At 59.5% G+C, this 15,258-nt stretch carries 11 protein-coding genes, 2 tRNA genes, 2 rRNA genes and 1 pseudogene (1 of these 16 cut by a window edge); 11 read left to right on the forward strand and 5 right to left on the reverse strand.

Translation table 11 applies throughout. The features are described from left to right. Positions 1-8: 8 nt before the first annotated feature. Positions 9-1,127, forward strand: coding sequence for an ABC transporter ATP-binding protein (locus AB7535_RS01910; protein ID WP_085403313.1), 1,119 nt, complete (start codon positions 9-11; stop codon positions 1,125-1,127). A gap of 14 nt (positions 1,128-1,141) precedes the next feature. Here AB7535_RS01910 and AB7535_RS01915 read toward each other — a convergent pair whose 3' ends face one another. Then, positions 1,142-2,194: an ABC transporter substrate-binding protein gene (locus tag AB7535_RS01915; protein ID WP_085403314.1), complete on the reverse strand. Its 1,053-nt coding sequence runs from the start codon at positions 2,192-2,194 to the stop codon at positions 1,142-1,144. A 5-nt stretch (positions 2,195-2,199) separates the two neighbouring features. Next, positions 2,200-3,528, reverse strand: coding sequence for a Rieske 2Fe-2S domain-containing protein (locus tag AB7535_RS01920; protein WP_063985290.1), 1,329 nt, complete (start codon positions 3,526-3,528; stop codon positions 2,200-2,202). 156 nt (positions 3,529-3,684) lie between these two features. On the opposite strand from AB7535_RS01920, the gene AB7535_RS01925 reads away from it, so the two are divergent. Then, the gene (locus AB7535_RS01925) at positions 3,685-4,164 is read left to right on the forward strand and encodes a MarR family winged helix-turn-helix transcriptional regulator (RefSeq protein ID WP_085403315.1); all 480 of its coding nucleotides are present in this window, start codon (positions 3,685-3,687) and stop codon (positions 4,162-4,164) included. Positions 4,165-4,199: 35 nt separating this feature from the next. On the opposite strand, the gene AB7535_RS01930 is transcribed toward AB7535_RS01925, so the two are convergent. Both AB7535_RS01930 and AB7535_RS01935 read right to left on the reverse strand, forming a co-directional pair. Then, positions 4,200-4,673, reverse strand: coding sequence for an aminotransferase class III-fold pyridoxal phosphate-dependent enzyme (locus tag AB7535_RS01930; RefSeq protein ID WP_283808584.1), 474 nt, complete (start codon positions 4,671-4,673; stop codon positions 4,200-4,202). After that, positions 4,666-5,229 carry an aminotransferase class III-fold pyridoxal phosphate-dependent enzyme gene (locus AB7535_RS01935; RefSeq protein WP_275552147.1) on the reverse strand — a complete coding sequence of 188 codons (564 nt, stop codon included), beginning with the start codon at positions 5,227-5,229 and terminating at the stop codon, positions 4,666-4,668. The genes AB7535_RS01930 and AB7535_RS01935 overlap by 8 nt, the downstream gene beginning before the upstream one ends. Positions 5,230-5,673: 444 nt before the next feature. Between AB7535_RS01935 and AB7535_RS01940 the strand changes: the two genes are divergently transcribed. Further along, positions 5,674-6,111 (forward strand): YybH family protein, encoded by a 438-nt coding sequence (locus AB7535_RS01940; protein WP_071916327.1) that lies wholly within the window; start codon positions 5,674-5,676, stop codon positions 6,109-6,111. 292 nt (positions 6,112-6,403) lie between these two features. On the opposite strand, the gene AB7535_RS01945 is transcribed toward AB7535_RS01940, so the two are convergent. Then, on the reverse strand, positions 6,404-6,745 hold the full coding sequence (locus AB7535_RS01945; protein WP_085398205.1) for a hypothetical protein: 342 nt from the start codon (positions 6,743-6,745) through the stop codon (positions 6,404-6,406). A 440-nt stretch (positions 6,746-7,185) separates the two neighbouring features. Here AB7535_RS01945 and AB7535_RS01950 point away from each other — a divergent pair, with 440 nt between their 5' ends. The 8 genes and pseudogenes from AB7535_RS01950 to AB7535_RS01985 all read left to right on the forward strand — a co-directional run. Continuing rightward, entirely contained in the window at positions 7,186-8,316 is a 1,131-nt protein-coding gene (locus tag AB7535_RS01950; RefSeq protein WP_085398206.1) for an ABC transporter substrate-binding protein, read from the forward strand. A gap of 20 nt (positions 8,317-8,336) precedes the next feature. Beyond that, a complete protein-coding gene (locus tag AB7535_RS01955) occupies positions 8,337-9,356 on the forward strand; it encodes an ABC transporter permease (protein ID WP_245343889.1) in 1,020 nt (339 codons plus the stop codon). Next, on the forward strand, positions 9,350-10,138 hold the full coding sequence (locus AB7535_RS01960; protein ID WP_085398208.1) for an ABC transporter ATP-binding protein: 789 nt from the start codon (positions 9,350-9,352) through the stop codon (positions 10,136-10,138). Before AB7535_RS01955 ends, AB7535_RS01960 begins: the two co-directional genes overlap by 7 nt. 153 nt (positions 10,139-10,291) lie before the next feature. After that, positions 10,292-11,091 (forward strand): annotated as a pseudogene (locus AB7535_RS01965) (class I SAM-dependent methyltransferase). Between the two features lie 616 nt (positions 11,092-11,707). Further along, positions 11,708-13,196 (forward strand): 16S ribosomal RNA (locus tag AB7535_RS01970). 188 nt (positions 13,197-13,384) lie between these two features. Then, positions 13,385-13,461: transfer RNA gene (locus tag AB7535_RS01975), tRNA-Ile, on the forward strand. A 33-nt stretch (positions 13,462-13,494) separates the two neighbouring features. Further along, a tRNA-Ala gene (locus AB7535_RS01980) sits at positions 13,495-13,570 on the forward strand. A 414-nt stretch (positions 13,571-13,984) separates the two neighbouring features. Beyond that, positions 13,985-15,258, forward strand: a 23S ribosomal RNA gene (locus AB7535_RS01985) (it continues 1,599 nt past the right edge of the window). The 16S and 23S rRNA genes sit together here with 2 tRNA genes alongside, the layout of an rRNA operon.

Here is a 15,258-nt window from a genome sequence, read left to right on the forward strand (position 1 = left end):
ATCGTGCCATGTCGAATGTCGTTCTTGAGAAGGTGAGCCGGAGCTTCGGTAATTTCGTCGCGGTCGACGGCGTCGACCTGCGCGTCAGCGAGGGTGAATTCGTCACCCTGCTGGGGCCGTCGGGGTGCGGCAAGACCACGACGTTGCGGATGGTCGCGGGCCTCGAGCAAAATTCCGGCGGCCGCATCAGCATAGGCAACGAGGTCGTCAGCGATGCGGCTCGCGGCGTCTTTGTTCCGTCGGAGCGCCGGCGGCTCGGCATGGTCTTCCAGTCATACGCGATCTGGCCGCACATGACCGTCTTCGAGAACGTCGCCTATCCGCTGCGGGTGCGCCGCAAATCCGCGGCCGAGATACGCGATCTCGTCGCCAGGGCACTCCGCCTCGTCGAAATGCAGGATTTCGCCGAGCGGCCGGCACCGGCGCTGTCCGGCGGCCAGCAGCAGCGAGTGGCGATCGCGCGGGCCCTCGTCTTCGAACCCAAGGTGCTGCTGCTCGACGAGCCGCTCAGCAATCTCGACGCAAAGCTCCGTCTGCAGATGGGCGACGAGTTCCGTTCGATCCAGAGACGGCTTGGGATGACGAGCCTGTACGTGACACATGATCAGGCCGAAGCGATGGCGTTGTCCGACCGTGTGGTCGTGATGGATCGCGGCCGAATCCAGCAGATCGGTGCGCCCGAGGAAATTTATCGCTATCCCGCAAACCGGATCGTGGCGGCCTTCTTCGGAACACCGAACCTGCTGGAGGCCAGTGTGGAGGCCTGCACGCGGATCGACGATCGCCGGGTGCGGCTCAACGTCGTCGGCAAGGGCTGGCGTGGAGCGTGCGAGTCGGCAAGCGAGATCCGGCCCGGGCGGCCCGTGACCGTCATGGTTCGTCCCGAGGACGCGCGTATCGCGGCGCCGGATGCGGCTCACAGTGACCACGAGCTTCGATGGTCCGGACAGATTGCGCACACGATCTTCCGCGGCCCGATCCGGTCGGTCGTGGTGCAGACCGACGATAGCCGCCTCAATGTCGATGCGCCGCCGTTCGGTGGCTTCTCCGTCGGAGACAATGTGACCGTCGTCGTTCCGCAGCAATCAGCTTGGGCAGTGCCGGAGCAGGCCGGCGCAGCCCCTTAAGCCGGGGGTGCCTCTCAGCGATAGATCTGCTGAGCCAAAGACAGCATCTCGTTCATGCGTTCGGGATCGGTGGTGCCGAGAAGCTTCGTTGTTTCGATCTGTGCCACCGCGGGATCGACACCGGTCAGCGCGTCCGCCGTGGTCGGCAGCAGCCCGAGCCTCGCAAGGCTCTGCTGCATCGTCTTGCCCAGATAGTATTCCATCAGCAGCCGCGCCGCGTTTGGGTGAGGCGCATTCTTCAGCAGCGCGAGATCGTAGCCGACGTAGGGCAGCCCCTCCTTTGGCGCGATGAACTTGACCGGGAGGCCCTTGAGTTCGAGCAGCGATGTCAGACTGTCGGGGATGTAGAGCGGGTATTCGCCGCGCGCTACGCGGCGCTCATTTGCGGGTATCTCCCGGCTGAACTTCAGGTCCTGCTGGGCAAGCTTCTCGTGGAAGGCGCGCCCGTAGAGGTCCTGCAGGACCGAGAAGAGCACGCCGCCGCCGCCGAGCGTCCGCAGATCGTCGCTGAGGATTTTTCCTTTCCAGCGCGGATCCGTCAGGTCGAGCCAGCTTTTCGGCTCGTCCGCCGGCTTGACCAGCATGGTATTCGCCAGGATGCCGTAGACGATCGCAAAGACAGGGAGCCGCATGCCGTCGCTTGGGAAGTCCGCCTTGAGACGGCCGAGGCTGGGGAGGGGGCCGTGAGGTTCGAAGACACGCTCCTCCTTGATCTGCAGCGTGGTCGTGGTCCGCCCGTTCTCGGAGACGTCGGCTGCGTTGCGGCCCGCGGCCTGCTCGATGCGGATGCGCTCCCGGACTTCGCTCGCGCGCGCTTCGAGAATGTCCACGGTGATTCCGTAGGCGGACTCGAACTCCTTCTTGAGCTCCTTGTGCGCGGCAAGGCCGACGAACGCGCTGTAGAGCACCACGCGGCCTTCCTTCTTTGCGGCTGCGACCAACGCGGACCATTCGCCCTCCGCTCTCGACGGGGCCATGATCGATGGCAGGATCGAAGAGGCGGTCAGTCCAAACACCGTAGCGCGGCGCGTGATGCGCGCGCGCTTTTCCCGGTCCGGCGTGGCCATTGTCGCTACTCCGCGGCTTGCGGGCTCGGGGCACGCCAGCGAATGGCGGTCTTCAACTTGTCCTGATAGGCCTCGAGCCAGTCGATCTTCGCGTCAGCGTAGTAGGAGCCTGCGCGCGCGTTCCAGAACACCTCGGCATCGTCGACGCCGGGCGGCACGGTGCCGCTGTTGGCGAATGCCCGTGCAGCGTTGAGCAGGCGCCGCCTCGTCCGCGCGATCATCACGTCGCTCGGTGCGAGATGTTCCTTGGTGTGATCGACGATCGGCCCCATGCTTTCCGTGACGGCTTGGTCCTGCATCACGATGTTGCGGATGCCGGTGTAGATCTTGTTGGTGCGCTGAGCTTCGCGATCGATCTGCCAGTCGTTGCCGATGTTCTGGACCGCACGCCAGCGCCCATACCAGTCCGTGGTGTTGGGCAGATAATCCAGACCGTCGGCCCCGGGGATGCCGCCACCGGATTTCAGCTTGGAACTCGAGTAAGTCGCCCCCTTGGCGCGGCCGCCATAGATCGAGATCAGCATCGTGTGGGTGTCGTCCATGGGCACCCACGCCTTGGCGACCACGTGGTCGGCAAAGTCGGCGTTCGGGGTCTGGGTCCAGAACGGCAGTGAGAAATGCGCCATGCGCCAGTGCATTCGATCGTCCGCTTCCGGCCGAAACGCGCCGTACATCGTGCCCCAGTCGGTCTCGGTGACCTTGTACTCCGGCGCTCGGTTGGAAACCGTGTGACGGGCCGGGTGGCCTTCCTCGAAATCATCAGGGTTGATGTGTCCGGCATGCAGGAAGCCGAAATGCGACGTGTCGATATCGCCTTCGAGGCCCTGGAGCCAGTTGGCTTCGCGTTGGAGGATGGTGACGGTCAGATCCTGCTCCGGAACGAACAGCGCTTCGTGCATCGGCATCGGCGGCGCCTCGGCCCGCGCGCCCATGTAAACCCATATGAGGCCCGCGCACTCGCGAACCCTGTAGCTTTTTGCGCGGACCTTTTCCTTGAAATCCTGCGGAGGGGGGACGTTCGGCATTTCGAGGCAGCGGCCGTCAACGTCGAACTTCCAGCCGTGATAGACGCAACGGATGCCGTCCTGCTCGTTACGGCCGAGGAACAGCGAGGCACAGCGATGTGGACATTGATGATCCAGCACGCCAACCCGGCCCGAGCTGTCACGGAAGGCAATGAGCTGCTCACCAAGCAGCATCAGGCGCATTGGATCGCCGTCGACCGATAGTTCCGAAGAGAGGGCGGCGGGTATCCAGTATTGCCGCATCATCTCGCCCATGACCGTACCCGGGCCAACCAGCGTCAGATCCTGGCCGTCAGTCGATTTCGACATGGTGATCCTCCCTAGCTCTTTTGAATGCTTATTATTTGCATTATGCAAGTAATTCGCCCCTGCGTCAATGACGCGATCGTCCGGAAAGCGAGCGGTTGAGCGGTGCAGTGCAACTCGTTATGGTTCTGCTCCCATCACCGCGAGCAAATTGTCTTGATGAACAAGGTCAGCACGATCCTCCCGCTCGAGAACTGGACCGGATACCGGTTCGGTCTCATCGCTTCGCGGCTGGGCAGCTTCATCTCCCCCATGTACGAAGATCGTTACGAGCTGACGATGCCGGCCTGGCGAAGCCTCGCGGTCATTGCCAGGCATCAGCCGCTGACGGCCACGCAACTTGCGACATTGACCTCGTCCGATGCGTTCAAGGTCGCGCGCTCCATCGAATTGCTGGTGCGCCGAGGGCTGATTCATCGTGACGTGGATAAAGCGGACCGCCGCCGCGCCAGCCTGAGCCTCACGACCGATGGCCGCAAGGTCTACAAGGATATCGAGAAATTCGTTGTTCGGGTCGAGCGCAAGCTCATGGCCGCGCTCGATCCGCACGAAATCGAGGTTTTGAGGCGAAGCCTCGACAAGCTCGATCAGCAACTGGAGACCGAGATCAAAGCACAGGGCCGCGAGAAATTCCTGTAACGGTCTCCGGCGGCCTCTGTTTGCGCCTCAGTATCTTACAATGTCCGAATGCCGCTCTTGATGCCATCGGCGATCTGACCAATCTGCTCCTCGTTGATGATAAGAGGCGGCGACAGGATCAGTGTATCGCCAACAGCGCGAACAAAGATCCCATTTTCGAAACAATTGTTCGCCACGGCGCGGGCCCGTTGACCAGGAGCGTTCGGGGCAGCTTTGATCTCTACGGCCCCAAGTAGCCCGAGGTTGCGGATATCGCGGACCGCGCCGCCGGCGCCCCTGATGTCGTGAATGGCGGCTTCCCATGTCCCGGCGATGCGCGCGACTTTCTCGAAGATGCCTTCCTCCTGATAGACATCCAGGGTGGCAATCGCGGCGGCGCAGGCAAGCGGGTGGCCGGAGTAGGTGTAGCCGTGAGCGAGCTCGACGGTGGCCTCCGGTCCCTGCGACATGGCCTCGTGCACATGATGATGAACCAGCACGCCTCCCATTGGAACGGCGCCGTTACTCATCCCATTCGCGCATGAGGTCCGGCGTGACGCCTAGAGCCTGTGCGGCAAACGGCGCCCCTAGTCTTCCGAAGCCGGTGACGACCTCATCGAAGATCAGCAGGATGCCGTGCTTGCTGGTGATCTCGCGCAGCCGCTTGAGATAGCCCTTGGGCGGCGGCAGCACGCCGCCGGCGCCAGCTATCGGTTCGACGATGACGGCTGCGACTGTCGAGGGGTCCACCGCGGTCAGGAGACCTTCCAGCGCATCTGCAAATTCGACGCCGTGCTCGGGCTCGCCCTTGCTGAACGCATTTCGCGCGAGATCATGTGTGTGAGGAAGGTGTGACACCCCCGGAAGCATGACGCCGAACTGCGCCCGCTGCCATCCGATGCCCGAGACCGAGAGTCCGCCGAATCCCATTCCATGGTAACTGCGCTGGCGCCCGATCAGGCGCTGGCGATGGCCTTCGCCGCGCGCCCGGTGATAGGCCAGCGCCATCTTAAGGGCGGTGTCGACCGCCTCGGAGCCGGATCCGGCGAGGAAAGTATGGTCAAACCCTTCCGGCGCGATCTCCAACGCGGCAAAGTCAGCTAAGGGCCAAAAGGCGAATTACACCGTGACCAGCTCGGGGATTTCCGGTCTAGGCAATGTGTGCGCCGTCGCTCTCTCCCATTTGTCAACGTGGTTGACGGTAATTGCCCGGAATTGCTGTTCCGCGAACTATTGGATGGACTCTTCCGGCAACCAGCTGAATTTGCCTTCGCAAAACTGGTCGTGGTGGTTGAAGTTCGGCGCGTGGACCGGATGCATTAGCGATGTCATGACGCGCGATATGGACTCCCGAGGTGAACGGCGCCGTTGAAGTTGCCATCGCCTGCACCTCTTTCGTAATGAAACAATGGCCGGCCACAGCGCGACCGGCGACGGTGTCGTCATGCTGGCGGGAGCGCAGCCGCGGCAGACGACCGGAGAGATGATCTAATCATTCGGGAAAGGCGTTATCCAACAGAGGAGTATCCTATGAAGTTGGCTCAAACATCAACACTACTCATTTGTCTGCTCGGCGCGCCGGGAATTTCGTTGGCCGCGGACGCCAAGGGGGACGTGGAGAAGGCTTACGCCGCTTGGGATGCCGCATTTAATAAGCACGACGAGAAAGCCATCGGCGCCTCCTATGTCGCGACGGCAAAATTGATGCCGCCCACACATCAGGTCGCGTCGGGGCCGGCCGAGATCGAGAAGTTCTTTGCCGGACTCTTCGCGAGCGGTGTGACGGATCACAAGTTGGAGATGATCGATGCCGGCGGAGACGACAAGGTAGTCTTCGGCACAGCCAAGTGGAGCGCTACGGGTAAGGACAAGGAGGGCAAGCCGTCTCCCTTCAGTGGTTTGGCGACGCACGTCTTCGAACGCCAAGCCGACGGATCGCTCAAATTGAGGCTGCAAACATTCAACTAAAGCGGTCGAAGCTTAATCGGTCCGGCGAGGCGGCGGCCTTACCGGACGCCCAAAAGGGCTACTTGTCTCCGGTGCAAGATATGTCCGGGTTGGGTCAAACTGCGACTTAACGGGGAGGGCAGTTCTTGGCGAAACGCGGACATTTGCCCTGATCGGCACGTCTCCGAAGAGCCAAGATCAGAGTGATCGTCGCATTCGGTCGCGGCGTGGACTTGCTACCTACGATGACGTGAGGATTCCGCAGCTATCCTCTCATACAACGCCACCTCTACGCGCTAGTGCGGTAGAAGAGCTATCTGCTGGGGTCATTTGGAGCAACGGCCTCCTCGAACAGCTCAACCTTACCGCGCGTGTTGTCTGTTACCGCAAAAACCTCGTAAAAATCGATCTGCGGCTTCATGCCGTAGCGCTGGATGATGCCCTCGAGCCACGGCCCGGTGTAGAACGCCGTAGCGTCCTCGATACGCTCCCACTGGTACACGCCGCCCGCCCAGCCGCTTTCGGACCAGATGAAGTGCTTGCTGATCAGCCCCGTCACCCCGCGGAAGTTGGGGGCGATCTTGTGAAAGTGCTCGCGACACGCGGCGTGGTCGATCTGCGGCGGCAGTGTGTATCGTACAACGGCGGTAATCATGCGACCTCCTTGTAAGTATGCCCCGGCGCAACATTGATGCCATTCCCGGGATCAAGCTAGCGAAGCGGGAAGCCGACCATTCCAAAGCATGCTGAACTTAGCGTCGAAGTTCAGCCTATCCTGCATGATCTCGGTCCGGGCGTTGCTCAATTCGCGCAACGCAGGCTCCATGCATGCTGGTGCGTGTCGACTCAGATATTGACCATCTACTCGCGCCGATCGCGATCAAATGCGACAGACGCCGCCGTGAGTAGGTCAACACGATTGACAAGAGCCTTAATCGCCGCGCGGCTATCTCCTTTCAATTTTTTGCGTTAATGTGAAGCTCTTCACACCCGTGTAGCAGACGGGCTCGGATGATGCCCAAAGAGAGGTGAGCTAAGGCCCCGCAAAGCGCCGCCCAGTTCTATTCCATTCACACGCGAGTTTGGGAGCGACACATGGAAAAGCGCGAAATTGGCAACAGCTTGACGAAAGGTCTGTCCGAAGCGAAGCGGGGCGCCTTCTCCCGCCGCTCGGTGTTGACGTTGGTTTGCACCCTCGGCGCCACGGCGCCGCTTGGAATGTTTGGAGCGGCTCGCGCGCTGACGGCATCCGGGACTGGATCGCTGTCTTATATTCCCGGCGAGCCTCTTATTTGTCGCGCCGCAGCGAGCAGTGAAGAGCTGCAGGGCCCACCCCGCCAACTCAAACTCGCCTGGAATGCGAACGCGGCGTGCACCGTCGCTGCGGCAGTCGCAAAGGAGCGGGGTATCTTCGCCAAGCACAACCTCGATGTCGAATTCGTCAATTTCGGCGGTTCGACCGACCAGTTGTTGGAGGCGATTGCAACTGGCAAGGCGGATGCCGGTTTGGGATTGGCCCTGCGCTGGCTCAAACCGCTGGAGCAAGGTTTCGACGTTCGGATCACCGCCGGTGTGCACGGCGGCTGCATCCGGCTCCTCGGCTCCAAGGCTGCGAATATTGACAGCCTGGAATCCCTGCGCGGCAAGGCTATCGGGATTAGCGATCAAGCGAGCCCAGCGAAGAACTTCTTTTCGATCTACCTCGCCAAAAAGGGCATCGATCCGGCCCAAGAGGTAGAGTGGCGCCAGTACCCGGCCAATCTGCTCGCGCTTGCCGTCGACAAGGGCGAAGTGCAGGCGCTGGCCGAGATAGATCCGCTGCCCTACCTCTGGCTCAAGGAAGGCAAACTCAACGAGATCGCGACGAACTTGACGGGTGAATTCGCCGACCGCACCTGCTGCGTTCTCGCGATACGTGGCAGCCTCACCCGAAGCGAAATGCCGGTGGCGGCCGCTCTGACCCGATCGATACTGGAGGGGGCAGACCTAGTTGCCAGCGATCCCGCCGATGCCGCAGCAATCTATTCGGGCTACGGCGGGAGAGGATCCGTAGAGGATCTCGCCACGATGTATCGCAGCCATACTCACCACAATCACCCGGTCGGGGCAACGCTCAAGAAGCAGCTTCTACTCTACACCGACGAACTCAAGGCAGTGAACGTCATGAAGCGAAGCACTGACCCGGCCAAATTCGCCGAGCGGATTTATCTTGACGTTCTAAGCTGAGCCGATTGGGAAGATCCGCAGTGAGCTCGGTCATCGATGAAGTGCCGAGGCCATCAGAGAAATCGGGTTTCGGCTTTTTTGAAAGTTCGACCACTCGGTCGTTGATCGGCGGACTGTCTGTTGCCGCCGCATGGTCTATGGTCGCCGTGCTCACTGCGCTCTGGCCGGATAAGCCCGAGAGCGATTGGGCCTACACCGGCGGCTTCGCGATTGCCTGCGGCGCGTTGGCCCTTGCGCTCGCCCTGGCAGCCTTTGCCGGCGTTCGTTTTGTTGCTTTTCAGCGTCTCCAGTGGCTCTCCCCGTGGCTGTTTGCGCTCGCGCTGTTTTTTGCTGCCTGGGAGGCCGTCACAGCAAAGCTTGGATTGCTGCCGTTGCCGTTCTTTCCGCCGCCGCAGGCCGTTGTCGAAGTCGTAATCGATGATTGGGGGCGGCTGGCTGAAGGCATCTTCGCCTCAGCGCGTCTGCTCGCGACCGGTTACTTTCTCGGTGCGGCGGTGGGGTTCGTAACCGGCGTGGCGATCGGCTGGTCGCGGCTCGCCGGTTATTGGATCCACCCAGTTTTGCGGTTCATCGGGCCGCTGCCCGCGACAGCTTGGCTGCCGCTCGCATTTTTTGTTTTCCCGTCGAGCTTCAGCGCCAGCATTTTCCTGATTGCGCTCGCCACCGGGTTTCCGGTCACCGTGCTGACCTGGTCGGGCGTCGCCTGCGTGAAGAGCGCCTATTACGATATTGCGCGGACATTGGGAGCAACCCAGCGCTTCCTCGTGCTCAAGGTTGCCATTCCGGCGGCAATGCCACATGTCTTTGTTGGCCTGTTCATGGGTCTCGGCAACTCGTTTGCGGTTCTTGTCGTAGCCGAGATGCTGGGCGTGAAGGCGGGGCTCGGCTGGTACCTGCAATGGGCGCAAGGTTGGGCGGCCTATGCCAATATGTACGCCGCGCTGCTGCTCATGGCGTTCTTGTGCTCAGGGCTGATCACGCTGCTGTTCCGCTTGCGGGACCGCCTGCTATCCTGGCAGAAAGGTCTGGTGCGATGGTAGCGGCGATCGCAAGCGATCACGCGGTCCGTGGATCGACGCTAACGCTCCGCGAAGTGAGCCACAGCTTCGATCTCGAAGGGCAGCCCCTGCCGGTATTGGACCGCATCAGCCTTCAGGTCGGCCGCGGCGAATTTGTCGCTCTCCTGGGGCCGAGTGGGTGCGGAAAATCGACCCTGCTGCGGCTGGTCGCGGGGCTCGACACTCCAACAGCCGGCTTCCTGCTAGCGGAGGGAAGAGAGATCGAAGCACCCGATCCGTCGCGCGTCGTCGTTTTTCAAGACCCAACGCTCTATCCATGGCGGACGGTACGGAGCAACGTTGCGCTCGGTCTGGAAGCCCGCGGGTTGCTACGCACTCATGGCGGGCGTATCGAAGACGCCTTGCGCCTGGTGGGGCTCACGGGCTTCGCCAATGCCTACCCGCACCAGCTTTCCGGTGGCATGGCGCAACGCGCGGCTCTGGCGCGTGCGCTTGTCAACGACCCAAAGCTGCTCATTCTCGACGAACCTTTGGGCCAGCTCGACTCGCTGACTCGCATCGCGATGCAGGCGGAACTCGTATCACTTTGGCAGCGCTCGCGCTTCACGGCGCTGATGGTCACGCACGATGTCGAGGAGGCGCTATTGCTTGCTGGCCGTGTCATCGTGCTGAGCGACCGGCCTGCACGGGTCAAGGCTGAAGTCGTCAACAGCCAGCCCTATCCTCGCCACCGGGGCGATCCGCACTTCGTTGAGCTTCGTCGCGAGGTGTTTGGGCAACTCGGCCTCGATGAGGCATGGTAGCCCTCAAAAGGAGCTCGCCGTGACGGATCTTCTCATACGCATCCACAGAGCAAGCAGCACGGCGTTCTCGCCGCGATCGCAATGCGATTGTGTTAGCGGCTGTGCAGCCACCTCGTGGAGATCTAAAAATCTGGGAAGCGCACGGAGACTTCGATGACCTCAGAATTCAACGTCCACAACGCCGCGGGCTATGAGCAGCTCATGGGCCGCTGGAGCCGAAGACTCGCGCGGAAATTCATCGACTTCACAGGGATTTCCGACGGCGAAAGGATTCTCGACATCGGCTGTGGCACCGGTAGCCTGACCTTCACGCTCGCCAGAGCCGCCGACCTCGCCGAGATTACCGCGATCGACTATTCACCAGTCTTTGTCGAGGACGTGATCCGGCGCAACACAAACCCGCGAATAAAAGTCCGGCAGGCTGATGCCTGTGCACTGCCCTTCGAGGGCGGCACGTTCGATCGCGCTTTGGCGCTTCTCGTGCTCCACTTCGTTCCCGAGCCGGTAAGGCAGTAGCCGAGATGCGCCGCGTCGTTCGGCCGGGCGGCGTGGTCGCGGCAGCGGTGTGGGATCATCTCGGCGGGATGCCCGGCATGCGCATGATGGTCGACACGGTGGCGGCACTCGGTGAAAGCGGGCGCCAGCTGCGCAGTCGCTATTGCTTTCAACCAATGATGCAGCCGGGCGAACTGAGACGGACTTTTGCCGAACAGGGTCTCGTGAGCATTGCGGAAGTAGAGCTGATGATCCGCATGGACTACAAAAGCTTTGCCGACTATTGGACGCCGATTGCCGCTGGCGAAGGGCCGCTCGGCAAGTATGTGGCAGCGCTCGACGCTGCGGAGCGAGCGCGCACCGACGCCGCCGTGCGCGATGCCTACGAGGCCGGCCGGCCCGACGGCCCGAGGTCCTTTGCAAACGTCGCGTGGGCGTGCAGAGGCATCGTTCCCTAACTCGACGGCCAGAGCGGTCTCTTCCGAGGTCCTGACTATCTGAGTGCCCGGGTGGAAAGTCGATGAACGTCTGGGCTTAACCAGGACGAGCAGGCTTGCTGCTCTGCTACGCGGATACGAGAAGATTGGCGAAGTGGAAATTTTTCATTTTCTGCTTGAAGTCAGGTGAGTGAGCGTCTATGCGTTTTCCAGCGTTGCTCGTCTGTCGGGCGCTCTCTTTGGCCTAGATGCCAAGGGAAGCATGCACGCTCTTGATGCTCCTCACCTTGTTGAGTGACACAACAGTCGACGTAAGTCGATTGGAGTTCATTCATCGTCGGTAAGGGTGTCGGAACCCTTCCACTCTGGAAGGTTGGGGCCTCGTGGTCCCGGGCTGTTTGACAAGTGAAGATGAAGAAAGAGAAACGTGGACGGCGGAGTCCTTGCGCCTCTCGGACACTGAAGAGCTTCGGCTTTTGAGTTCTGAGAGGGGACGAAAGACTTCGGCGGTACACGTTTTAAAGGAAACACCATCGCTGCCAGCGATGTGAATCGCGGGCAGCTCGGCGACTTCGGTTGTCGAAATAATGGTGGGACCTCGTCAAACGTTGTGATCAGCCGGTTCAAAGTTCAAGTCCAACTTGAGAGTTTGATCCTGGCTCAGAGCGAACGCTGGCGGCAGGCTTAACACATGCAAGTCGAGCGGGCGTAGCAATACGTCAGCGGCAGACGGGTGAGTAACGCGTGGGAACGTACCTTTTGGTTCGGAACAACACAGGGAAACTTGTGCTAATACCGGATAAGCCCTTACGGGGAAAGATTTATCGCCGAAAGATCGGCCCGCGTCTGATTAGCTAGTTGGTGAGGTAATGGCTCACCAAGGCGACGATCAGTAGCTGGTCTGAGAGGATGATCAGCCACATTGGGACTGAGACACGGCCCAAACTCCTACGGGAGGCAGCAGTGGGGAATATTGGACAATGGGGGCAACCCTGATCCAGCCATGCCGCGTGAGTGATGAAGGCCCTAGGGTTGTAAAGCTCTTTTGTGCGGGAAGATAATGACGGTACCGCAAGAATAAGCCCCGGCTAACTTCGTGCCAGCAGCCGCGGTAATACGAAGGGGGCTAGCGTTGCTCGGAATCACTGGGCGTAAAGGGTGCGTAGGCGGGTCTTTAAGTCAGGGGTGAAATCCTGGAGCTCAACTCCAGAACTGCCTTTGATACTGAAGATCTTGAGTTCGGGAGAGGTGAGTGGAACTGCGAGTGTAGAGGTGAAATTCGTAGATATTCGCAAGAACACCAGTGGCGAAGGCGGCTCACTGGCCCGATACTGACGCTGAGGCACGAAAGCGTGGGGAGCAAACAGGATTAGATACCCTGGTAGTCCACGCCGTAAACGATGAATGCCAGCCGTTAGTGGGTTTACTCACTAGTGGCGCAGCTAACGCTTTAAGCATTCCGCCTGGGGAGTACGGTCGCAAGATTAAAACTCAAAGGAATTGACGGGGGCCCGCACAAGCGGTGGAGCATGTGGTTTAATTCGACGCAACGCGCAGAACCTTACCAGCCCTTGACATGTCCAGGACCGGTCGCAGAGATGTGACCTTCTCTTCGGAGCCTGGAACACAGGTGCTGCATGGCTGTCGTCAGCTCGTGTCGTGAGATGTTGGGTTAAGTCCCGCAACGAGCGCAACCCCCGTCCTTAGTTGCTACCATTTAGTTGAGCACTCTAAGGAGACTGCCGGTGATAAGCCGCGAGGAAGGTGGGGATGACGTCAAGTCCTCATGGCCCTTACGGGCTGGGCTACACACGTGCTACAATGGCGGTGACAATGGGATGCTAAGGGGCGACCCTTCGCAAATCTCAAAAAGCCGTCTCAGTTCGGATTGGGCTCTGCAACTCGAGCCCATGAAGTTGGAATCGCTAGTAATCGTGGATCAGCACGCCACGGTGAATACGTTCCCGGGCCTTGTACACACCGCCCGTCACACCATGGGAGTTGGTTTTACCTGAAGACGGTGCGCTAACCAGCAATGGAGGCAGCCGGCCACGGTAGGGTCAGCGACTGGGGTGAAGTCGTAACAAGGTAGCCGTAGGGGAACCTGCGGCTGGATCACCTCCTTTCTAAGGATGGTTCTTCAGAAGCTTGCTTCTATCGAACCGTTTTAGAAACATCAGTGGCCAACGATCGTCAGGATTGTTGAGCTGCATTGGCGGGATTTCGCCGTCTTCGTTTCTCTTTCTTCGCGGACGAACACGCGCTGGGGCTGCAACCTTGCAGAATCCCTGGTCCTTGACTGGATATGCGTTAGGGGCTTGTAGCTCAGTTGGTTAGAGCGCGCGCTTGATAAGCGTGAGGTCGGAAGTTCAAGTCTTCCCAGGCCCACCACACTCATCGAGTGAGCATTCGTCTTCTGGTTACGGGGCCATAGCTCAGCTGGGAGAGCGCGTGCTTTGCAAGCATGAGGTCGTCGGTTCGATCCCGTCTGGCTCCACCAGATGGTTTGATCATCGACTGATCGTGCATCTAAATCGTCCGCGAAACATCACTTCGCACTTACTAGTCCGGATGGACAGTGAGCTGCGTGATTTCTGACATCGTAAAGAGGAGATCGATCCGAGTTGGATCGGGCAACAAGCAATTGTTGCGCGATACTTCATTATCTCCGGATCATTTCGGCGCTCGTGCGCCTTTCAACGTAGCTCGCAAGGCTGCCTCTGAGAGGAATGCGAGTTGTAAATGATCCTTTTAGCGAAGCTTGACCGCCTCGCTATCGGAACGATCTTACGAAGCAAGCTGGTCTTTCTAATCATTGTCCGGCTGTGAGAATAGCGTTCATCGAGGGCGCGCGCCGCAAGGCAGTTCTTACAGACAACATTCTGCCGAGTGTGTGGACATTGATAATGAGAGCAATCAAGTGCCTTAAGGGTGTTCGGTGGATGCCTTGGCGCTGAGAGGCGATGAAGGACGTGCTACGCTGCGATAAGCCGTGGGGAGCTGCGAAGAAGCTTTGATCCATGGATTTCCGAATGGGGAAACCCACCTTCGATAGCCGGAACTCCAAGACCTTTGTCGAAAGACATTGGTGTGGGGTTCGATCAGAAATGAGAGATGCCTAGGCCTTTAGATTTCGATCGAAGAGGTTTTGGATTTCCGGTTATCAAGAGAAGGTATGAGACTTCTGAATACATAGGAGGTTTCAAGCAAACCCAGGGAACTGAAACATCTAAGTACCTGGAGGAAAGGACATCAACAGAGACTCCGTTAGTAGTGGCGAGCGAACGCGGACCAGGCCAGTGATACATCAAAGACAATCGGAACCGGTCAGGAAAGCCGGGCCTTAGAGGGTGATAGCCCCGTACGAGTAATGCGATGATGTATCCACGAGTAAGGCGGGACACGTGAAATCCTGTCTGAACGCGGGGGGACCACCCTCCAAGCCTAAGTACTCCTCAGCGACCGATAGTGAACCAGTACCGTGAGGGAAAGGTGAAAAGCACCCCGACGAGGGGAGTGAAATAGACCTGAAACCGGACACCTACAAACAGATGGAGCCCAAGATACGTTCTGGGTGACATCGTACCTTTTGTATTATGGGCCAGCGACTTAATTTAACGAGCAAGCTTAAGCCGATAGGCGAAGGCGTAGCGAAAGCGAGTCTGAATAGGGCGTCAAGTTCGTTGTATTAGACCCGAAACCTAGTGATCTAGCCATGAGCAGGTTGAAGGTGAGGTAACACTCACTGGAGGACCGAACGGGTGTCTGTTGAAAAAGACTCCGATGACTTGTGGTTAGGGGTGAAAGGCCAATCAAACTGGGAAATAGCTGGTTCTCCGCGAAAGATATTTAGGTATCGCCTCGGATGAATACCTCAGGGGGTAGAGCACTGGATGGGCTAGGGGGACTTACCGTCTTACCAAACCCAACCAAACTCCGAATACCTGAGAGTACTATCCGGGAGTCACACGGCGGGTGCTAACGTCCGTCGTGGAGAGGGAAACAACCCGGACCTACAGCTAAGGCCCCTAATTCGTGGCTAAGTGGGAAAGGATGTGGAAATCCCAAAACAACCAGGAGGTTGGCTTAGAAGCAGCCATCCTTTAAAGAAAGCGTAACAGCTCACTGGTCTAAATAAGGGTTTCTGCGCCGAAGATGTAACGGGGCTCAAGCCACGAGCCGAAGCTT

The sequence above is a fragment of the Bradyrhizobium sp. 956_D2_N1_4 genome, from assembly GCF_052076025.1.
GTDB classification, from domain to species: domain Bacteria; phylum Pseudomonadota; class Alphaproteobacteria; order Rhizobiales; family Xanthobacteraceae; genus Bradyrhizobium; species Bradyrhizobium barranii.